This is a genomic window from Legionella sp. 227, assembly GCF_043161935.1.
Taxonomy (GTDB): Bacteria; Pseudomonadota; Gammaproteobacteria; order Legionellales; family Legionellaceae; genus Legionella; species Legionella sheltonii.
On sequence record NZ_CP171154.1, the window covers coordinates 1,136,938 to 1,157,903 of the forward strand.

Sequence of the window (20,966 nt, forward strand, 5' to 3'; positions counted from 1 at the left end):
ATAATTTATTAACACTACATTAACAGTGTCTAGCTGTTCTACATACCGCGCCCAGGCTATGTAATAAATAACTGTCAGACCTAGTATAGCAAATATTTTAGTCAATTTGAAAGAAAATGGATCGCTTCCGCGAAAGAAGGGATCCATTTCTGTTTTAGCATCACGCTAAATCGTGGATGGATTCCTGCTTGCGCAGAAATGACAGCTTTTGCTTAGCTTAACCACCAAAGGCATAACGCCCATTTTAACCTTCCTCAGCACCTTCATTGCCGGAATTTTCATCTTCAACGGGCATTTTTATGGCACGTGATGGCACCACTGTGGAAATCGCATGCTTATAAACCATTTGTGTAATCGAATTTTTCAGCATTACCACATACTGATCAAACGAATCCACAATACCGTGCAATTTAATTCCATTTACCAAAAAAATGGATACGGGCACCTTCTCTTTACGCAATTCATTTAAGAAAGGGTCTTGTAATAAATGAGTTTTAGACATTGCCTACTCCTTATTGTTATTGTATTTTTTAAAGGCAAAACATGCATCTGATCACTTATTCGACATTTTTTCAGAAAACTTTAGATTAATTTCATGACAGTTCGATTTTAATCCGTTACTATAGGGTCTGTTTAAATTTCGCTATCTTGAATCAAAATGGCATTTTTTTGCACAGGATAGTGGAGTGGTCAACAGACCCCAGGGAGTAGCTCCTTTGTATTATTGTTCAGTACCCTTTCTCATCTTAATTTAAGGAGGATTAAATGGTATTTACTTATGAAGAATTAATTGCCCTAGAAAATCCCTATGAACATCTGAGCGATGGTGATGCACTCGCCGAGAATGCTAAGGCATTTGAGACCTTAAGTCGTAAAGAAAAAATTGCCATGGCAACTAAACTAATCGCCGCCTGCCCGGAAGCAAAATTCAAACAATATGGCAATCACATCAAAGCATTAGGTGGCTTAATTAAAAGTGAGGATAGTTTCCACTCGGTCATCACTGAAGCATACCAAGTGAGGCAACGCATCAATTCCTTACTCGATCCCCGAAATAAATCACCCCATGTTTTGTTTTCAGCTAAGGAATTTAATCCTGCACCTTTCTTTCAATTTAGTGCGCTTGCCAAGCAATTATTAGAAAGCAATGAGTCAGAAATTGCAGAGCGATTAGCTTTGTGTGTTCCAGAGCAAGAGCGCCATCAAATCGCTTTCAATGTCGGAATCGCTTTTCCTAAGAGTATTCTTAATGAAAAAATTCATCATGCATTTTTGTTGCGTCGCAATATAGAAAAATTGTTACTAAGTGATACTCCAGATAAATTTTTTACCAGCCGTGATTATGATGGGGATAGCTGCAGGATGTTCGTCAATATGTTTCGTGTCTTATTAAAAGGCCAGGAAGAATCAATTGCCGGAAAATTGTGTGCGTTAGAATCTGTCAGTCGCTCATCGGTCAAACGCCACCTGGAGTTACTGCATACCGAAGCCTTTGATGCAACGAATCCGTTCAAATTAATTGCCGATGCCATAAATAAAAAGGAAAGCTCGGAACAAAAGAAAAATGAGTCTCAAGCCAGTAATCGAAATAGTTTATTTAATCGCTCACCAACATCTCCCGTGAGTGAAATATCCCTGTCTATGGAGCAATTTGATTTAAGTAGTGAAGCTGATGATGAGAAAGAACTGTCCAGTGATGGCTCATCTGAAAATAAAGAGGAAGAATATTTTGAAGAATCTAATTTCACTCCGTTTTAAACCCGTCCGCCCTTACAAAGTAAGGGCACTTTATTTTGATCCTTAATTTCAAGAGAGATATTAATGACTCACGAAAAACTCACTGTTGCCTTAGTGCAAGAAAAATGGCATGAAAACCCTAAAGAACATCAAGACAAACTAGCGTCCGGAATCAATGCCGCCGCACAACAAGGAGCGGCCATTGTTTGTTTACAAGAGCTTACCCTGAGCCCTTATTTCTGTACACGCGCCAATGTAGATCCTAGCCCATTTATGGAAGACATCCATACAGGCCCTACAGCTCAATTTGTCAGTCAAATGGCAAAAGCGCATAATATTTGCATCACCGCCTCACTTTTCGAAAAAGCCGGTTTCAATACTGCTGTGGCTTATAACAATAAAGGCGAGCTGATTGGAATCACTCGAAAACAACACATCCCCACTGGGGAAAAATATCATGAAAATTTCTACTTTAAACCTGGAGATTCCGATTATCCAGTCCACCAAATCGCGGGGCATAAATGGGGTTTACCCACCTGTTATGATCAATGGTTTCCAGAGCTGTCGCGTATTTATGGTTTAAAAGGCACGGAAGTTTTAGTATACCCCACCGCAATTGGTGGTGAACCGACAGCTCCTGAGGTGAATACGCAACCCATGTGGCAGAAAGTTATGGTTGCCCAAGGGATCATGAGTAATACCTTTATCATTGCCGCCAATCGAATTGGTTGTGAAGACGGATTAGAGTTTTATGGTAGCAGCTTCATTAGTACGCCTATGGGTGAAATTTTAGCACAAGCATCTCGCGATAAACCCGCAGTATTAGTCGCCGAACTCGACTTTGGGCAGCGCGCATTGTGGGGAAGATTATTTCCCTTTGCTCAGCAGCGAGAGCCTTCTACCTACCATGATCTTGTAAAATCACGCTAATGCCTTTGGAAAATCGACCTATGAACATCAGTGCATCACCTGAAGAAAATTTATATAACATCAACAACTGGGGTGAGGGATACTTCAGTATTAATGCTCAAGGGAATATCGAAATAAGCAAGGCACCGGGGAAACCAGGTGTTGAGCTGCAAGCGATTGTTAATGAGGCAAGCAGAGCGGGGCTTCATCTTCCCCTGCTCATCCGTTGTTCGGATATCTTACATGACCGTGTACACCGTATCTACGAAGCCTTCACGCAAGCTATAGAAGAAAATGAGTACACAGGGCATTACAAGCTGGTTTACCCCATTAAAGTGAACCAAGAACAAAGCGTAGTTCGCGAACTGTTGAAATCACCCAATCACTCGATTGGCCTGGAGGCGGGTTCGAAACCTGAGCTCATGGCAGTAATTGGCATGTTGGGCAATCAACAACACAGCACGATTGTATGTAACGGTTATAAAGACAGCTACTACATACGTACGGCGCTTATTGCTCAACAAATGGGACACAAGGTTTTTATTGTTATTGAGAAAATCTCGGAGCTGGATATTATTTTAAAAGAATCGGCTCGCTTAAAAATAAAACCCTCTCTTGGTGTTCGCATCCGTTTAATCAGTAAAAGCGCCGGAAAATGGGAACACACTGGCGGCGTCAAATCCAAATTTGGCCTTACCGCTAAGCAGGTACTCGAGTTGGTCAATAAATTAAAAGCCCATAATATGCTCGATTGCTTACAGCTGATGCATTGTCATCTGGGGTCACAAATTGCCAACATTCACGATATACGCCATTGCATGCAGGAAGTATCCCGGTACTATGTTGAGTTGCGCCAATTAAATGCACCCATCGATACCATTGACGTCGGTGGTGGACTCAGTGTGGATTATGAGGGAACTCATTCCAATCAGGGTTGCTCCATGAATTACAGCATCCATGAATATGCCACACATATTCTCCTCGCCATTCAATATCTGTGTCAGGAAGCCAATGTTCCCGAGCCCAATATTATTTCCGAATCAGGACGTGCCTTAACCGCTCATCATGCGGTATTAATTTCTGATATTAGTGATATAGAAATAATGAATAAAGCGCCCTCGCTTCCAGAAATTACGGATGAAGACTCCCATGTGATTCGTGATATCTATGATACGTATCACTCCATTACTGCAAGCTCACCTATTGAAATATATAACTATGCAGAACATTCATTAAATGAGGCCCATTCTTTGTTCAAGCATGGAGTTATTAGTTTGCAGGAGAAGGCTAAAGTAGAGGCATTTTATACCAATATATGCCTGGAGCTTAAAGAACGCCTCAATGTGGAAAACCCTTCTGAAGAAACTTTGTTGGCAAAAATCAATGAAGATATGGCCGTTAAGGTCTTTTGTAATATCTCATTTTTCCAATCGATTCCGGATGCCTGGGCCATAGGCCAAATCTTTCCAATCGCCCCAATTTCACAGCTTACCCAAACACCGTACATGCACAGTGTTTTGCAAGATTTAACTTGTGATTCAGATGGAACCATTAAAGAATACCTTGGTAGTTCCTGTGTGAATTCAACCCTAATGCTTCCTCCATACGACAATAACAATCCATACTCATTAGGTTTTTTCTTGGTGGGTGCTTACCAAGAAATATTGGGTAATTTGCATAATTTATTCGGGGATACCAATTCCTTGGATGTCAAACTGTTTGACGATGGGCAATTTGAACTTAATGATTTGGTCAGTGGCGATACAGTAACTAATGTGCTGAACCTCGCTCATTTTGATACCAAAAAATTAGTCCAATCTTATGAGAAACAATTAATTCATGCAGAGCTCCCTAAGGAAACGACGCTTTTGTATTTAAATGAATTAAGAAGCATTTTTTCTCAATTAACCTATTTAGACGAACATATTCGGAGAAAATAAGATGACACCAAAACAAAGTGGATTTTTTATGCCCGCTGAGTGGCATCCTCATGAGCGGTGTTGGATGGCATGGCCTTGTCATCTTGAAACATGGTCTAAAATTGGCCTCCAAAAAGCACGCAGTGCCTACGCACGGGTTGCTCAAGCTATAGCCCAGTATGAACCAGTAACCATGCTGGTCAATCCAGGGGATGAAGAATCAGCCAAAAACCTATGTGGTGATGGAGTTACGTTGTTCACGCTACCTATTAATGATTCATGGACCCGAGATACAGGACCTACTTTCTTATTAAATCAGCACCAACAATTAGCGGGAGTTGATTGGATACATAATGCTTGGGGTGGTAACTATCAAGATTGTGCGCTGGATAACCAAATTGCAGGAGCAATCTTAAAACAGACTCATGCCCTGGCCTTTTCAGCACCGTTGGTTATGGAGGGTGGTTCATTTCACGTCGATGGCGAAGGAACCATACTCACTTCCCGCGAATGCCTGCTTAATGAAAACCGTAACCCCAAGCTCAGCCAACAAGAGATTGAAAATTATTTGTATGATTTTCTGGGTGCTCAGAAAATCATTTGGTTAAACAAGGGGTTATTAGGGGATGAAACCGATGGTCATATTGATGAAATCGCTTGTTTTATTGCCCCCGGAAAAGTGCTTTGCCTTATTACTCATGATAAGGAAGATCCTAATTATGCAACTTTGCATGAGAACCTGGAAATTCTTAAATCTGCGACTGACGCAAAAGGGCGAAAGTTGGAGGTTTATACGGTTGAGCAACCACCAGCCACCTATCTTGATGGAGAACGATTAACTTTATCCTACATTAATTTTTATTTGGCCAATAAGGGAATTGTCATGCCTGCTTTTGGTTATGCACAACACGACCAGGCAGCCTATCAGTTATTCTCGCAGTTATACCCGGGCTATCATATTTCGCAAATTGATGCACTGGATGTATTTGCCGGAGGAGGGGGAATCCATTGCATCACCCAACAGGAGCCTAAGAGCCTGTCTAAGACAACACGACCTACTCTTTGAGACATTTCTTACATTGTGTTGCTCCATCCACGCAATGACAACAACAGCCAAAAGGCTATACTCTAATTCAAAGGGATGACACGGATTCGTCTGACAGGAAGTCAAACTAAGGGACCAGTACATGGGATGTACTTCGCTGCAAGGATGCGGCACACTAAACGCTTAATATATCTTATTTCTCCATAAGAAAAAAATCTCTCTTCCGTCCATGGCTGGTACGAAGAGAGATTACTCCATTGTAGGTATGGTGTTGTAGTGCCTTAGATTTGCTCCTCCAAATTCTTAGAGCACTACAACATTATAAAGCCCAACACAAAAGACAGTCTCAATGCAGCGCTTTTGTTGGACCCAAACTCTCTATACGATCTCAGATAACTATTTTCTAGGGTTTATATGCCGCGGTGATTTTTTCTGCTTCCTCTTCAGAAAATTCCCTGACAAACTTCCCTTTAAAATCACCAAAGACGCCACTAAAATGTCCCTCAAATTTGCGTGTGTGAAACAAGGTTCCCGCGATGAGATGGCTCCTAGCTATGAGTTCTTGGGGATTGGGTGCACTTTGTTTGGTTTGTGTCGCTACAACATTTATTTCTTCAATTTTTTGGCCTATTACAGCGATAATTTCATCGGCTGCTGTATCTAAAATAAAGTTCTGTCCTTCTACTCCATCACTATGCTCATTGGTAACATAAATGTCGGCCCCCATGGAACTACTTGCAGTAAATCTTAAGAATCCTGGACCGACGTATTTTCTTTCCTGTTTGATACTATCGCAACGAATTCGGCCGCGCTCATTCATATCGCGATTAATACGGCGCTCAATGATGTCTGAATAATTGTCCGTGGCAATATTCGCTGTGACTACCGGCACATCCGATGACCAATATTTTTTATAAAAATATTGCGCAAAAATCCCTTCCAGAATAATCACATCGGATGGGTCCACCTGCTCTTCATCGATGCGACTGTTCGTTTTGAAATCAAAAATGGGCTTAGTGATCGATTTTCCTTGATGCAACTCGCCAATATGCGTGATTAATAAATCTAAATGGAGCATTTCAGGTGTATCAAAATTAGTATTTTTTCGATAGTCTTCGAGATTAACATCCTTTGGGCATTCTTTATAATAATCATCCATGTTTAATATTTGCGCGCTTGTTCCAGTTTTTTTTAATTTGTTTAATAGATGATGAGATAAGCCTGTCTTTCCGGAACCCGATGCTCCGCCAATAATTACAAAAATCATATTTGCCTCAAAGAAATGTCAAATTTAGGTTCATAAAGCGTGCGAATTATACATATGTACAGTTGGTTACTCAATCAAAAGTTTTTGCTGTTTTTTTTGCACATGAAATTTATAAAAAACTTTATCTCTTTCAAGGGCTTTGCTTTTGCTGTTTTACAAATGCGTACAAGGTAATCAGCCCTGATTTTTTTGAGATCCTGTTATTTCAGGGGGGTATTTTTTCAAGGAGGAAACTCTTGATTGAGTTTTGAATTCAATCAAGAGTTTGGGTTTTACTTATTGACTGGCGGAATATCTATCAGTTGATAATTCGGTAAATCTGGAATCAAGCTGCCAAGTTCTGGTGAGCCTAAACCCGTTACATAGTCATAACCTTCTTGAGCAGTACAATAGTAACCACAGTCGCCGTTAGTTCCAGAGGTGATGTCGTTATAATTGTAATGGTATTTTCCACCATTAGGGTTTGCTGCAGCATATAATATATTCACAAAATGGCCACCAAATACTTTACCATAGAGTGAATTAGCAACCGCAACGATTCCCGCCCATTGAGGAGCACCCGCACTGGTGCCACCAACTACGGCCCAGCCCACACCATCACTGCTTGGAACGGAGTTATAAACTGAAAATCCTGTTTCTGGATCAGCGTTATATGCTACATCAGGAACCCCGCGCATATTGTTTGATTGAGGGATTGGTAGATTTTTTTGATAATCTGGCCAAGCTTCTACTGAGCTAACTCCGCCACCACTACCTGACCACGCCTCTTCTCCTTGATAGTTTCCATAGGAGTCAACATTTAAAGTAGTTCCACCTACAGCCAAGACATAGGGAGATGATGCGGGATAAATGGTTCCTGCGCCACTATCACCAGAGGATGCAGTAAAGGTTACTTTTGGATTATTAAACACCGCGTCATAGGAGGTTTGCCCAGCAAACTCACTGCCACCCCAGCTCATGGAAACCACGGTAGCCCCATTTTTTACTGCCACTTGCACGGCTTTAAATAAACTATCCATTTGATCATTTGCAGCTTCAACTAAAATGATTTTTGCTGCCGGTGCTACCGCATGTGCCCATTCAACATCTAAAGCAATTTCTCCAGCCCAACCTGCGTCTGTTCTTGGCTTTCTACCTGTAGCATATATTTTTTTAAAACACCCATTTGCTGTTGTGCATGCAGGCAAACCAAAGTGTTTTGAGAATACCGCTAAATCTGATTCGATTTTTGGGTCATCATATGCATCTACAATTGCAATAACCTGTCCTTTCCCTTGAGCATTCACAGAATTAAACCCATAGGCAACTCGAATTTGACTTGGTGTTAATCCAGTAGGCATAAAGTGAGGAGTGTTGGGTTTATAATGAATGGGATGATGAGCTATCCCTGGGGCTGTTGGCAAAGCATAAGCCTGTACACTCAATAAACCTAATACAACTGGTGTAACTAGAAGTTTAAATGGCAGCCCATTTAATTTTAATTTCATAGCATCTCCTTGTATAGTTAAATCCTTACAGCCATAAAACTCAATAATTTTTCTTGAATAAGAAATAACTGATTTCGAATACTCCATTGCTTATGAAATAAATCCTACTGATGCAAGGAGCATTTTGGACTTCATTCAATACATAGTCTTAAAGGAGCGATGAGTACCGAACTCGACCTTAGTCATTTCCTTTTAGCGAGAATGATATGCGATTTTTAAAGTAAACTAATTGTGATAGATATCCTGTCATAGGTGATATCATTTGTCCAGAATTGTTTTAGGTGATCCATCTGCTTGATTTAGAATACTTTTTTGCAACTATTAGGATGCACTCATGATTCGACGCAATGAATTTTGTATGTTCATGGCCTATTAGGGTCTGTTTCCATTTCTTTAGCTTGGGCAGCTAGCAGGTTCACGTTATGCTCGCGATAACGTGACCATTTGTGCACAATAATAAAAATGGAAACAAGCCCTTCAAGCTTGCGCCTTGTTACACGTCTATATTTTCGGCTTCTAAGGCATTACTTTCGATGAACTCCCTTCGGGGCTCAACATTGTCACCCATAAGGGTAGTGAATATAGCATCCGCAGCAACGGCATCTTCAATGCTTACTTGCAGCATACGTCGCACTGCCGGATCCATTGTTGTCTCCCAAAGTTGATCAGGGTTCATTTCGCCAAGGCCTTTATAGCGCTGGATAGTCTGACCTTTTTTCGCTTCTTCCATTAACCAGTTTAGAGCTTGCTCAAAATGTTCTACAGCGAGTTCCTTTTCACCACGTTTAACATAAGCGCCTTCTTCCACCAGACTTGCTAATTTAGAACCCAGGCTAACTAATTCTTTATAGTCTTTGGAGTTGAAGAATTCCACATTCATAGGAATGTAGTTTTCCATTCCATGCTGAGTAACTATTATTCTGGGGATAAACTGGTTGGTATCAGCTAATGAGTGAACCTCTACTTGATATTGTTCTGTTTTGCTTCCAAGCTGCTGCATGCCTAAATGCAATTGCTTGCACCAATTGGCTATTTTTTCGTGCTGACTAAAGTCTTCACTATGTAAAGTGGGTAAATAGGCTACACGTTTCAATATATCAGAGGGATATCGTCTTTTATAGCGTTTGATAATCTTTTCAACACGTCGATACTGCTGTACCAACTCTTCCAAAGCCATAGCAGTGATCGGCGGAATGTCTTTTCCTGGATAGAATGCTGCTCCATCCAAAGCACTTTGTGTCAAATATTCGAACAGCGCCTCATCATCTTTAACATACTGTTCTTGTTTTCCGCGTTTTACTTTATACAATGGGGGTTGAGCAATATAAATATAACCACGCTCTAACAACTCCGTGGTTTGTCTGTAGAAGAACGTAAGCAGTAAGGTTCTTATGTGCGAGCCATCCACGTCAGCATCGGTCATGATGATGATGCGGTGATAACGTACTTTATCTGGATCATACTCATCAGGTCCTATGCCACAACCCAAAGCAGTAATGAGTGTAGCAACCTCTTGGGATGAAAGCATTTTGTCAAAACGTGCTTTCTCAACGTTCAATATCTTTCCTTTGAGCGGTAAAATTGCTTGGAATTTCCTGTCTCGCCCTTGTTTTGCCGAGCCACCTGCTGAGTCTCCCTCTACTAGATAGAGTTCTGATAAAGCGGGATCTTTTTCTTGGCAATCAGCGAGCTTTCCAGGTAATCCGGCTATATCAAGCGCTCCCTTGCGACGTGTCATTTCCCGAGCGCGTCGGGCTGCCTCTCTTGCACGTGCAGCATCGATTATTTTGCCGACAATCGCTTTTGCACTGGATGGATTTTCCAGGAGGAAATCATTGAATTTTTCGGAAACACTCGATTCAACCACAGATTTTACTTCTGAAGAAACAAGCTTATCTTTTGTTTGTGAAGAGAATTTTGGATCAGGTACTTTAACTGAAAGCACTGCCGTCAAGCCTTCGCGCGCATCATCTCCCGTTGGTGATACCTTAGCTTTTTTAGCATAACCTTCGTTTTCAATGTAATTGTTTAGTGTTCTGGTCAATGCCGCTCTGAATCCCGCCATATGGGTTCCCCCATCGCGCTGTGGAATATTATTTGTAAAGCAATACAGCGTTTCTTGATAAGAGTCATTCCACTGCATTGAGAGTTCAACAACAATATTATCTTTTTCAGCGGTCATGGAAAAAACCGCAGGCATAATGACGTTTTTATTTTTATTAAGATGTTCCACAAACGCCGTTATTCCGCCTTCATAGTGAAACGTATCTTGTCTTTGTGAGCGCTCATCAAATAAGTGGATGCAAACACCAGAGTTTAGATAGGATAATTCTCTTAAGCGTTTGGCCAAAATATCGTAGTGAAATTCAATATTGGAGAAGGTTTCGGCACTTGGCTTGAACCAAATCTGAGTTCCAGTTGTAGTTGCATCACCTGTTTCTGCCATGGGCGCATCGGGGACTCCATTACGGTAATGTTGTTCATGTATTTTGCCATGCCGACGCACCGTCAGATGTAATTCCTCAGATAAAGCATTAACTACGGACACCCCTACACCATGCAAGCCACCCGATACTTTATAGGAATTATCATCAAATTTACCGCCAGCATGAAGTACTGTCATTATCACTTCAGCGGCAGATCGACCCTCTTCTTTGTGAATATCTACTGGTATTCCTCGTCCATCATCTTTTACGGTGATTGATTCATCGGAATGGATGGTTACAAAAATCTCTTTGCAATGGCCCGCCAGAGCTTCGTCGATAGAGTTATCTACAACTTCAAAAACCATGTGGTGCAGACCAGTACCATCATCCGTATCTCCGATGTACATTCCTGGTCTCTTTCTTACCGCATCTAACCCCTTTAGGACTTTAATATTATTTGAATCGTAACTGGCATCAACGCTCATTAGGAGGTCCTCTTAACCTTTCGTGGTGTTCTATTCTGAATACTTTATCATAGCATATTTTGAGCTGCGTTTATATCTCATCGAGTATCTTTACATTCATGAGGATTGGCCAGGTAAGATGAAAGGCATTTGTGAGGAATTAAAGACTTTCATCTCTTGTGGTTTTACATCCAATTGAGTTTGCCCTTTTCTTTTTGTTTCACGTGAAACAATTGTCATTGATTTAATGTAACGTCACTAATTGGTAGGATTAAATGATGTTGATCGATGATTGTGGGGACCAATAAGGAAGGATAGCTCGTTGAGGTAATTACATATTGACCTGCTCTTTTTGCAAGATAGGCCATCAACTTAGTTTGATGTTGCTCATCGAGTTCGGCTGGAAGATCGTCTATTAAATACAAACAATCGTTTGTTAACAAATTTGCTTGTGCTAAGCGCATTGCAAACAAAATTATTTTTTGTTGCCCTCGTGACAAAACTTGTTTGGCCTTGTTGTGATTGACCTCAATCAGAATATCCGCTTGATGAGCGCCAAACTGGGTATACGCTTTTTGGTTATCACTGGCAAACCCTTCTTGTAATATGTCCACCAAGTCTTTGCCCGTATTTTTTTTATCCCACCCTTTATAGTAGCTCAGCGTGCAGTCAAGTGGAGTAAGCTCTTTTAAAACGTCTGTAAATTCGCAAGACCATTGCGCAAAATACTCCTTGCGAAGTAAATGGAGTTGATTAGCAAATTGACTTAACAAATTATCCCAGGGGATAAAATGATCATAAGGAGCGTGCTGTCGTAAAAGCGCATTACGCTGTTTGAGCACCCTTTTATACTCTTTCCAAATGGAAAGATAATTATGTTTCACGTGAAACAGTCCCCAATCCAATAGGCTGCGACGCACGGAAGGTCCCGCATCGATAATTTGGAAAATATCAGAGTAAAAAACCTGGCAGGGTAAAGCATAAGCCAATTGACTGGTGGTGGAACAAAATTGATTGTTTAATTTAATTTGAGTCGGTTCAGAATAAGATTTTTGGATACTTATCGTCTCTTGTTGTTGTGCACGAGCAAACACCGTTAAAGAAGTTTGCTCATAGGAAATAATTGGAGAAATTTCGCGAGAGCGAAATGAATGACCACAACTTAAAAGATAAAGCCCTTCGAGGATGGATGTTTTGCCACTTCCATTTGCCCCGAATATAAAATTAAATCGGGGACTTAAATCGAGTTGAACTGATGAAAGATTACGGAGGTGATGAATTTTTAATTCGGATAAAATCATATCTTCATGGGCATAATAATATATTGGTAATTATCGTCAGCTAAGGACTCAATTAAAATACTGCTGTCTGTATTGGATAAGGATAAACGGATTTGTCCTTCCCCAAAATGAGAAAGCACATCAAGTAAGTACGTGGCGTTCAAGCCAATTTTTAATTCGTCGCCCTGAGTTTCAGCAATTAAAGATTCTACAGCCTCTTCCTGTTCATTATTGTTGGCTATTAAAGTGAGCATGCCCGGTTGTAGGTGGAGCATAACCGCTCTAGATTTTTCATGAGCCAAAATAACAATCCGAGACAACGAACGTTTAAACACAGAACAATCGATAATGATTTGTTTGTCCTGATTTTTAGGAATTGCCTTATTATAAGGAGGGAAGCGTGCTTCTATTAATTTGGACAAAAATACAAACTGACGTGACACTAATTTAAAATGTGATTTACCGGCAGCCAGTAAAACTTCTTCATCATCAATGCTATTAAGAAGTCGTAATAACTCTTGAATTCCCTTTTTGGGTAACAATAGTTTTTTTTCACTCAAATTAGAACATTGATGACGGCAAATTGCCATTCTATGCCCATCCGTTGCAACAGCAGAAATAAGATTAGGTTCAAAATCAAGAAATAAGCCATTAAGGAAAACGCGGACATCTTGCTGTGCCATGGCAAAATGAGTGGATTGCAGGAGTTTGAGTAAAACCAAACGGGGGATAGTTAATTCAACTTCATTACACTCATCTTCACTCAGTGGATAACTATCAGCGGGTAAGGTCGCTAGCTTAAACGAACTTCGTCCTTGCTTAATAGTTAAAAGGCCATTGTCCACTATCACGTTGGGTGTCGCTTGATCATCTAAAGAACGAAAAATATCAATAAATTTTTTAGCAGGCACCGTAATACTGCCAGTCTGTGATCCGGACTCGCAAGCAACTTGTGCGGAAATTTCGATTTCTAAGTCGGTAGCTGTGATGTTCAATAAGCCATCTGCTAATTTAAAGTAAAAGTTCGACAAAATAGCTAAGGATTGTTTTTTATCTACAGCACCTGCCACGGTAAGTATTGGGGCAAGTAAGTCTTCTTTTTTTATAGCGAATTCAAACAAGATAGAACTCCATATTCAGCTAACTAACAAACACTTCACGTCCCCAGTCCCAACTCACTGTCATTCTGTTAAAATAAGCCCTGACTCAATACGCCCCACGAACACGTCGGGCGGCGTAGGCAGTTTTCTTAACTTACTCGTAGCGCTCAGAACTAGGGCATGAAGCAGGATTAAATAAAAACAAACCTATAGACACACGCCGCCTAAATGAGGATTTAGCCATGCCCTACTTTAGTACCGTCTCATTTTATGTATTAAGAAGATAAAATACGCATTAAATTTTTATAATCTTCAGCAAAATCACTGTCATCCTGAACCAATTCCTTAACCTTTCTGCAGGCATGAATAACCGTTGTGTGATCACGACCACCAAAATGATCCCCAATTTCAGGCAGACTATGGTTGGTTAACTCTTTACTTAAAGCCATAGCCATTTGTCTAGGCCGTGCAATAGAGCGACTACGTCGTTTTGACAGTATATCAGCCACCTTGACCTTATAATACTCAGCCACTGTCTTTTGAATGTTTTCAATCGTAACTAATTTATCCTGTAGTGCCAAAAGGTCACGTAAGGCTTCATGAACAAATTCAATAGTAATTGGTTTACCTGTAAAATGAGCATTAGCAATAACCCTGCGTAAAGCACCTTCGAGCTCTCTAACATTAGAACGAATCCGTTTTGCAATAAAGAATGCAACTTCATAAGGCAAATCGATATTGGACTGCTCTGCCTTGCTAATCAAAATAGCAACGCGAGTTTCAAGCTCAGGTGGCTCAACAGCAACAGTTAATCCCCAACCAAACCGAGACTTTAATCGTTCTTCCATCCCCTCAATTTCTTTAGGGTATCGATCACTCGTTAAGATGATTTGCTGTTGCCCTTCCAATAAGGCGTTAAAGGTATGGAAAAATTCTTCTTGCGATCGGTCTTTACCGGCAAAAAACTGGATGTCATCAATAAGCAAGGCATTTAAAGAGCGATAAAAGCGTTTAAACTCATTGATTGAATTAGTCTGAATAGCCTTAACCATATCTGCGACAAAACGTTCAGAATGCAAATACAGAATTTTGGCATCAGGATTATTTTTTAGTATGGCATTACCAATAGCATGCATCAGATGGGTTTTTCCTAAACCCACCCCGCCGTAAATGAATAAGGGATTATATGCATCACCAGGTCGCTCCGCCACCTGCATGGAGGCCGCACGAGCAAGCTGGTTAGAATTGCCTTCAACAAAGCTTTCAAAAACAAATTTTTTATTTAAGTGGCTGCTTTTATAATCAACCGCTTTTTTGGGTACCGCCTTAATTTCGGTAGAATTCGTTGGTGCAGATGCTTTTACTTCAGATGAAAATGAACCCGAAGAGCTCGACTCAGAGTCGGTACTGGAAGTCTTGCTGCCAATTTCAATGGATATTGATTTAATCTCATCACCACAAAATTGTTTAATTAATTCTTCGATTCGAGAAAAAAAATGTTTTTTTACCCAATCCACAACAAATCGATTCGGGGCAAATAAAATAAAACGTTGCTCATCTGTATGAGCCTGTAAAGGACGCAACCAGGTATTAAATTGTTGAGCAGAATACTCATCTTGTAACAGTCCTAAACATTTTTGCCAAACAGATGCTGACACAACTTAACTCCTCATCAAAGAAGGGTGGTAAAAAGAATATTAAAACTAATTATCCACAGCATTTAAATATGCCACTGAAAGTACCTGGACAGCAAGATAATTAAGCATGAAAATTACTTCGCAGAAGTGGAGAAGTAGAAACTTCTTCAGTTCACTAAGGTGCTGCTGCAAGCAAATTATACTCAGGCTTTGGAATAAAGAAAAGTTATCCACAAAAAAAGTGTGGATATTTTCCCTAACTCCAGCACAAAAGAATTGTAGGTTCTTGAAAAAATGGGAGTTCACTAAATTACCGTTCTTTCATAAAATAAATGCCTGCTCAAGGGATGCAGTCTCAGAATAATAATCAAGTACACTATGAAAAATAACGTGAGTGCACATGAAATAAGAAGTCATTAAGAAGGACTATAAAAAACAGGGTCATCATCTTGTGAATTGCCAGAGTGCGATTGTTTTAGATTAACAAAAGATGAAAAAGTCAATTTAGTCTGCTTTTCGCTTGCGCGGTTAAAAAGAGGATGGGGTAAGATGGGTTGATTGAGATGCGCTACTCTTTCTTCTTCACCCAGCTCCTTTAATGAGGTGAACGTACTGTATAATCTTGCAGTTAAATCACGTTCAATGGTTGCCTTGCTTAATTGACTATGCATATTTTTTATTGTTTGATTTAACTCTTTCTTTTTAAAACGCTCACTCGCTTTAGCAATGGATTCAGAAGCCATTACAATGCCACTAATTAATGCAAAGGCTAAAATTCCCCATCCTAATAAAGGAAAGGCAGCAAAACTTGAAAACAATCCCATGCCTGTCAACACCCCTGAAACACCGGCGCTACACCCTGTGATAGAACCAAAAGTACCAACAAATGTTAAAAATGGAGGAACCATTTTTTGAGATAAGGGCACAGGAGATAGGGATATTTTATGAACAAGATGATCCAAAATAACTTTATTATTAGGAATAGTTTGCTTTAATTTATATTCCTCATAGAGAAGCGACAGGATCAGATATAAAGGTGAACGCGCATCCTCATGGGCAATTTTATTGAGATCCATGTTGAGGATTCGGGCGAATAGTTCATGAACATCCGTTTTATTTTTTTCATGCAGCGCATACCGATAAATGCTATTTAGATACTCCTGAATATCGGTTAATAATTTTTGTTGATTTTTATCTAATTGCTCTTGAAATCTTCCTTCTTCATTTTTCATTTCTTGATATGAAAAATAGAAAATAGGAATGCCAACAGCAAAAAACAAAGAAATTGAAACAATCCCCAAAGTTAAAGAAAAAAGGCTGGCAACCGCCCCACCGAATAAAGTAAAAACTATTCCAAACACTGGCCATGCAACACCGGCTCCTGATCCAACGCCATTTAAAACTGATTTAAAAAATTCCATGAAGAAATCCTAATAACTTAGAATCATTAGGTTACCCCAAACAGCTCAAATGATTCATACCATACTTTCTAAAGAACGATATCAAGCTCCTAACTCTTTACCTAAGCAATGATAAATAGGGAGCTTTTTATGATCTTTAATCTATTGGCAAATCCTACTGTATTGTGAGCGAAATATTGCTTGTATTTTCCTTATCCCGACTTACCTGTTCCTTGTTGGGATTCTGATCGCTCATCGTTTCCCAAAATACCCGCTCTTTGAGCAGATTATAAAAACTGTTTAAAACCAGGGCGCTTTTAACGGTCACATCATTATCAGCACGCTTTTGGGCAATGGAGGGAACTTTTTGTAAAAATGAATAGCGTACCCGGGCTTCCATATCCCCTTTTAAATCTTTTTCCCAGCATGGGTTTGCCGTAATTTGTCGGTCGCAACCCAATACCACTATACTCGACTTTTTAAGAATCTCACCGGGATTTAAAATATAGTTCTGCATATTATGAGATAATTTTTTTACTAACTCCGGTTGGTTGTGCCAAAAAGTAGCGGTGAGTAAAGGGGAGTTTGCCCCATGAGCAAGCGTGACTCGAGGAACATGATAGCTACTGGTACAAATAACCAGATTTGGCGAACGAGATAAATTGTGGGTTTTACAAAAGTGGCTCCAGTGCGTATCAAGAAATCGACTCAACCCAAGAACTTGCCCAAGAGTATTGTCAAACGGAATCGCATCAATAATAAATAAAGCGGCAGGATACCCATTGAACGCTCCTTTTGCTTTCAATATTGTCCTCAGCTCCTCATTTTGTCGCTGAACTCCATTGAAATAAATATAAACAGGTTTAGTAATGCCGTTTTTAAGATTGTTTTGTGTACATTGCTTTGCGATGTTAATTCCATATTCCATTCGACGTACCGTGTCGGTTTTATCGTATTCGTTTTCACATAAAACAAATTTATCAGCTGCCACCTCCAAATAGTTACCAAAAAATCCACTACGTCCGGAAAGAATGACCACCATATCGGTATCTTGCAGAGACACATGGTGTGCATCAATCGCTTCCGCAAGCGCATATTCCGTTGTAAGTTCATTGGGATCAATAGGAAATTCTTTTGTTGAGGCAGTGGGTTTTCCTAGGGCACCCAGAATCGCTTTGGTAGATAGTGTCATACTCTTATTTTAAGTCTGCTTTTATAGATGAAATGTACCAGAATAGATGAAATTATATGTAATAACAACACTATTACTGTGGCAAGCAACCGGGTACTATTTCAACTCAAAAAAGAAATTTTCTTCTTGTTCTTGATGCTTGGAACACTCAATGAAGTCATGAAAATGAAATTCCAGGCCAAGGAATTACTCTGATTTTTTGGGTTTCTTAGGCCAAGTAAAATAAAAAGTGGTGCCCTTGCCTAATTCTGAATACACCCTTATTTTTCCACCATTTAATTCAATGATTTTTTTTACAATGGTTAAACCCACGCCTGTACTTTCAAATTCATCACGCCCTCTTAGGGTTTGAAATATGGTAAAAATTTTTTCATGGTATTCCGATTCGATGCCAGGGCCATCATCCTTAATAGAAAACTCATAAAAATCGTCAATCCCTTTAGCATCAATATCAATGTTACCTGCTTTTTTATGGTGATGTTTCATACTGTTATCAATTAAATTAGAAAAAATTTGACTTAATTGAATTTCATCAGCATGTAGTGTTGGAAGATGTTCAGCATAATGAATATTAAATCTTTTGGCAGGATCTAGGGTTTCAATTATCCCTTTTATTAGATCCTTAGTATTGACTGTTTGTATTTTCTTTTCTGTATATCCAACTCGTGAATACCCTAAAACGCCTGATATTAAATTTGACATGCGTTTCACACGACTGCGTAATAAAGCAAAATTCTTCCTGCCTTGCTCATCTAATTTGTCACCACTATCTTCCTCAATCCAAGTAGAAAGCAGTTCAATCGCACGCAGAGGTGCTTTTAAATCATGTGAAACAATGTAGGCGAATTGCTCTAATTCTTTATTAATTTTAATCAATTCCTCTTCTAAGCGTTTCTGCTGGGTAATATTGTGGGAAATGTTGAGATAACCAATTGGTTTGCCTTCATCATCCTTGCGCATCGTCATTACAACCGAGGCAATAAAATGAGAACCGTCTTTGCGAACGCGTTCGATAAACTCTTCAGCCTCACTTTCCATGTTCACTTTTTCTAAAAACCGTTTATATTGCCCTGAGTTAATATATTCAGGTGTATGGAGCATCTCAAGATTTGCCTTACCCACAACTTCTTCTGCTGTATATCCATAATTATAAAACGCACCCTTATTCCAAATTAAAATATCACCGGTCAAGTTGGTGGCTATGATGGAATATTCTCGCGAACTTTCTAAAACATTGTGTAATAAATTTTTAGATGATCGCTCTATTTCAGTAACAGCTTTCTGATCTTGCAAAGATCGAGTTCGCATTTCCAATTCGTTTATAATGACTTGTTCTTTATTTAATGCATCCTCTAGGCTCTTTATAAACTCTAAAGCTCTTTTGTCATAAAAATAAGCCAAACATAAAATAATGAACAACAAACCCAAAATGGATATTATGTCCAAAAGTGGGGAGTGCACAATCGGTAATGAGGGCGTTGAGAAGGCAAAGAATCCTAAACCATAGATCAAGATTACCGCTATGCTGCATACACAAGCCGAAAAGATCCCTGATTTAATTCCACCAAAAAAGAATGCTGTGATGGGCGGTAAAGCGAGCCAAAATGTAGCCGGTGCAGATATTCCCCCAGTAGTATAACCCAGCCAAAATAAAGTTAGCGCTAAACTACCAACAATAAGCTCACGTGTCCAAAATACCGATCCTGAATTCTTTAATATAAATGGGGCACCTACAATGCAAGCCCCTTCGAGTAAAATCACCAAAGCAGCAGCCTTTGCGCCCAAAAAATAATAAAAAAATGCAAAAATAGGCGCTGAGGTAGCGGCAATTATGACGCCACCAAGAATATTTTTGGCGCGAAAATAATCTTCACGACGTGCTTTAATCTTTTCTGGAATAAAATAATTGATTAATTGGGTCAACATGGCAAGCACTTAGAACAATTGATATTCCCTTAGTTCAATACTAGTACATTTCCGATAATAATGAACTAAGGGTATCCCATACTGAATAAAAATATAAACGGGTTTTGTAAGGTTAATCCCATAGAAAAATCATTATTTAGACTTAGGAAAAAGTGAAATTTGTGTTTCATTTCACAACAATTTAAACTAGTTAACACCTGTAATTATCATTAATTATTAATGAAATTTTTAAAAATCAGCTTTTATATTGCATTAATTTGTAGTTCAACAATTTTATACTCTGAAAACATTACGATTACTGATTATCAACCAACCTATATACCGGTTTATACGAAAGATGGGACTCTTTCGATTGCTCTTCGTACCTTCAAAAGAAATAACATTCCTTCATTTTTAATTGTTAATACCGATAACTTAGATACCGGTGTTGTACCAATCACCGAAATATCCCTTACTGATGGGAAAAATAGTAACCGCCTTGGTGATTATGCCCAGTGGCAGATTGCAAGTACCAATTATTATCAATTACTGCAAAAGTACACCTCAAAACCCTATGTCATGGAAAATTATGGTTTAACCCATGCTAAAAGTACTATTTTAGGCAATATATTAACTATAGATATGTGCCAATCTTCTGTACCCTTTGAAAAAGAGTTTTTTGATCAATTAGCGAGTTTATCTAATAAAAAACCTATTCCTGTGGCTATATCGATGTCTGGATTGTGGTTATTGATGCATCAAAACGAGTTTCAATACCTATTGGATCTACAAGCAAAAAAACAATTAACAATTACTTGGGTCAATCACTCCTTTAGTCATCCTTATTACGATGATTTGCCCTACGCCAATAACTTTCTTTTATCCAAGATGATTAATGAAGAGAGTGAAATTCTGTTAACGGAAAAATATCTTTTAGAACAAAATCAAGTGCCTTCCATTTTCTTTAGATTCCCTGGTCTTATTGCCAATAAAAAATTAATTAGGAAGATCAAGAAATTTGGCTTAATCCCTTTAGGTGCTGATGCTTGGATAGCAAAAAACCAGCCCATTACTCCAGGAGCTATAATACTAGTGCATGGTAATGGTAATGAGCATCAAGGAATTACCACATTAACCCCCAAACTAAAACAATTAGATTTCGTGCCCATTAACTCTAGTGTATAAAAGCTTATTAAAG

The 20,966-nt window shown here is 39.3% G+C and carries 15 protein-coding genes; 5 read left to right on the plus strand and 10 right to left on the minus strand.

The genetic code is table 11. From position 1 onward, the window contains the following. Positions 1 to 244 precede the first annotated feature (244 nt). Positions 245 to 502, minus strand: a complete 258-nt coding sequence (gene hfq, locus ACF8MK_RS04915) for an RNA chaperone Hfq (protein WP_265705071.1) — start codon at positions 500 to 502, stop codon at positions 245 to 247. 263 nt (positions 503 to 765) lie between these two features. Between hfq and ACF8MK_RS04920 the strand changes: the two genes are divergently transcribed. The 4 genes from ACF8MK_RS04920 (at position 766) to ACF8MK_RS04935 (ending at position 5,631) form a co-directional block, all read left to right on the plus strand. Continuing rightward, positions 766 to 1,758 carry a lpg0008 family Dot/Icm T4SS effector gene (locus ACF8MK_RS04920; protein WP_392538416.1) on the plus strand — a complete coding sequence of 331 codons (993 nt, stop codon included), beginning with the start codon at positions 766 to 768 and terminating at the stop codon, positions 1,756 to 1,758. A 63-nt stretch (positions 1,759 to 1,821) separates the two neighbouring features. Continuing rightward, positions 1,822 to 2,667 carry a carbon-nitrogen hydrolase gene (locus ACF8MK_RS04925; protein WP_392538417.1) on the plus strand — a complete coding sequence of 282 codons (846 nt, stop codon included), beginning with the start codon at positions 1,822 to 1,824 and terminating at the stop codon, positions 2,665 to 2,667. 20 nt (positions 2,668 to 2,687) lie between these two features. Continuing rightward, positions 2,688 to 4,586, plus strand: a complete 1,899-nt coding sequence (gene speA, locus ACF8MK_RS04930) for a biosynthetic arginine decarboxylase (RefSeq protein WP_392538418.1) — start codon at positions 2,688 to 2,690, stop codon at positions 4,584 to 4,586. 1 nt (position 4,587) lies between these two features. Continuing rightward, complete coding sequence (locus ACF8MK_RS04935; protein WP_392538419.1) at positions 4,588 to 5,631, plus strand: agmatine/peptidylarginine deiminase; 1,044 nt, start codon at positions 4,588 to 4,590, stop codon at positions 5,629 to 5,631. A gap of 382 nt (positions 5,632 to 6,013) precedes the next feature. On the opposite strand, the gene ACF8MK_RS04940 is transcribed toward ACF8MK_RS04935, so the two are convergent. The 9 genes from ACF8MK_RS04940 to ACF8MK_RS04980 form a co-directional block, all read right to left on the minus strand. Then, on the minus strand, positions 6,014 to 6,877 hold the full coding sequence (locus ACF8MK_RS04940; RefSeq protein WP_392538420.1) for a uridine kinase: 864 nt from the start codon (positions 6,875 to 6,877) through the stop codon (positions 6,014 to 6,016). Between the two features lie 272 nt (positions 6,878 to 7,149). After that, complete coding sequence (locus ACF8MK_RS04945) at positions 7,150 to 8,364, minus strand: S8 family serine peptidase (protein ID WP_265705065.1); 1,215 nt, start codon at positions 8,362 to 8,364, stop codon at positions 7,150 to 7,152. A 493-nt stretch (positions 8,365 to 8,857) separates the two neighbouring features. Next, positions 8,858 to 11,275 (minus strand): DNA topoisomerase (ATP-hydrolyzing) subunit B, encoded by a 2,418-nt coding sequence (gyrB, locus tag ACF8MK_RS04950; protein ID WP_392538421.1) that lies wholly within the window; start codon positions 11,273 to 11,275, stop codon positions 8,858 to 8,860. A gap of 215 nt (positions 11,276 to 11,490) precedes the next feature. Continuing rightward, on the minus strand, positions 11,491 to 12,555 hold the full coding sequence (gene recF / locus ACF8MK_RS04955) for a DNA replication/repair protein RecF (protein ID WP_392538422.1): 1,065 nt from the start codon (positions 12,553 to 12,555) through the stop codon (positions 11,491 to 11,493). Beyond that, a complete protein-coding gene (gene dnaN, locus ACF8MK_RS04960; protein WP_265705062.1) occupies positions 12,552 to 13,655 on the minus strand; it encodes a DNA polymerase III subunit beta in 1,104 nt (367 codons plus the stop codon). Before dnaN ends, recF begins: the two co-directional genes overlap by 4 nt. 254 nt (positions 13,656 to 13,909) lie before the next feature. Next, entirely contained in the window at positions 13,910 to 15,292 is a 1,383-nt protein-coding gene (gene dnaA, locus ACF8MK_RS04965; protein WP_265705061.1) for a chromosomal replication initiator protein DnaA, read from the minus strand. A 395-nt stretch (positions 15,293 to 15,687) separates the two neighbouring features. Beyond that, positions 15,688 to 16,692: a hypothetical protein gene (locus ACF8MK_RS04970; protein ID WP_392538423.1), complete on the minus strand. Its 1,005-nt coding sequence runs from the start codon at positions 16,690 to 16,692 to the stop codon at positions 15,688 to 15,690. Between the two features lie 154 nt (positions 16,693 to 16,846). Beyond that, on the minus strand, positions 16,847 to 17,863 hold the full coding sequence (locus ACF8MK_RS04975) for a hypothetical protein (RefSeq protein ID WP_392538424.1): 1,017 nt from the start codon (positions 17,861 to 17,863) through the stop codon (positions 16,847 to 16,849). A 186-nt stretch (positions 17,864 to 18,049) separates the two neighbouring features. Beyond that, positions 18,050 to 19,789 carry an ATP-binding protein gene (locus tag ACF8MK_RS04980; RefSeq protein WP_392538425.1) on the minus strand — a complete coding sequence of 580 codons (1,740 nt, stop codon included), beginning with the start codon at positions 19,787 to 19,789 and terminating at the stop codon, positions 18,050 to 18,052. A 219-nt stretch (positions 19,790 to 20,008) separates the two neighbouring features. Between ACF8MK_RS04980 and ACF8MK_RS04985 the strand changes: the two genes are divergently transcribed. Beyond that, positions 20,009 to 20,953, plus strand: coding sequence for a hypothetical protein (locus tag ACF8MK_RS04985; protein ID WP_392538426.1), 945 nt, complete (start codon positions 20,009 to 20,011; stop codon positions 20,951 to 20,953). Positions 20,954 to 20,966: the final 13 nt, after the last annotated feature.

What these genes read in the sequence shown, in the direction of transcription:
- hfq (WP_265705071.1), bottom strand. Translation starts at nt 502, where the DNA reads ATGTCTAAAACTCATTTATTACAAGACCCTTTCTTAAATGAATTGCGT.
- ACF8MK_RS04920 (WP_392538416.1), top strand. Translation starts at nt 766, where the DNA reads ATGGTATTTACTTATGAAGAATTAATTGCCCTAGAAAATCCCTATGAA.
- ACF8MK_RS04925 (WP_392538417.1), top strand. Translation starts at nt 1,822, where the DNA reads ATGACTCACGAAAAACTCACTGTTGCCTTAGTGCAAGAAAAATGGCAT.
- speA (WP_392538418.1), top strand. Translation starts at nt 2,688, where the DNA reads ATGAACATCAGTGCATCACCTGAAGAAAATTTATATAACATCAACAAC.
- ACF8MK_RS04935 (WP_392538419.1), top strand. Translation starts at nt 4,588, where the DNA reads ATGACACCAAAACAAAGTGGATTTTTTATGCCCGCTGAGTGGCATCCT.
- ACF8MK_RS04940 (WP_392538420.1), bottom strand. Translation starts at nt 6,877, where the DNA reads ATGATTTTTGTAATTATTGGCGGAGCATCGGGTTCCGGAAAGACAGGC.
- ACF8MK_RS04945 (WP_265705065.1), bottom strand. Translation starts at nt 8,364, where the DNA reads ATGAAATTAAAATTAAATGGGCTGCCATTTAAACTTCTAGTTACACCA.
- gyrB (WP_392538421.1), bottom strand. Translation starts at nt 11,275, where the DNA reads ATGAGCGTTGATGCCAGTTACGATTCAAATAATATTAAAGTCCTAAAG.
- recF (WP_392538422.1), bottom strand. Translation starts at nt 12,555, where the DNA reads ATGATTTTATCCGAATTAAAAATTCATCACCTCCGTAATCTTTCATCA.
- ACF8MK_RS04970 (WP_392538423.1), bottom strand. Translation starts at nt 16,692, where the DNA reads ATGGAATTTTTTAAATCAGTTTTAAATGGCGTTGGATCAGGAGCCGGT.
- ACF8MK_RS04975 (WP_392538424.1), bottom strand. Translation starts at nt 17,863, where the DNA reads ATGACACTATCTACCAAAGCGATTCTGGGTGCCCTAGGAAAACCCACT.
- ACF8MK_RS04980 (WP_392538425.1), bottom strand. Translation starts at nt 19,789, where the DNA reads ATGTTGACCCAATTAATCAATTATTTTATTCCAGAAAAGATTAAAGCA.
- ACF8MK_RS04985 (WP_392538426.1), top strand. Translation starts at nt 20,009, where the DNA reads ATGAAATTTTTAAAAATCAGCTTTTATATTGCATTAATTTGTAGTTCA.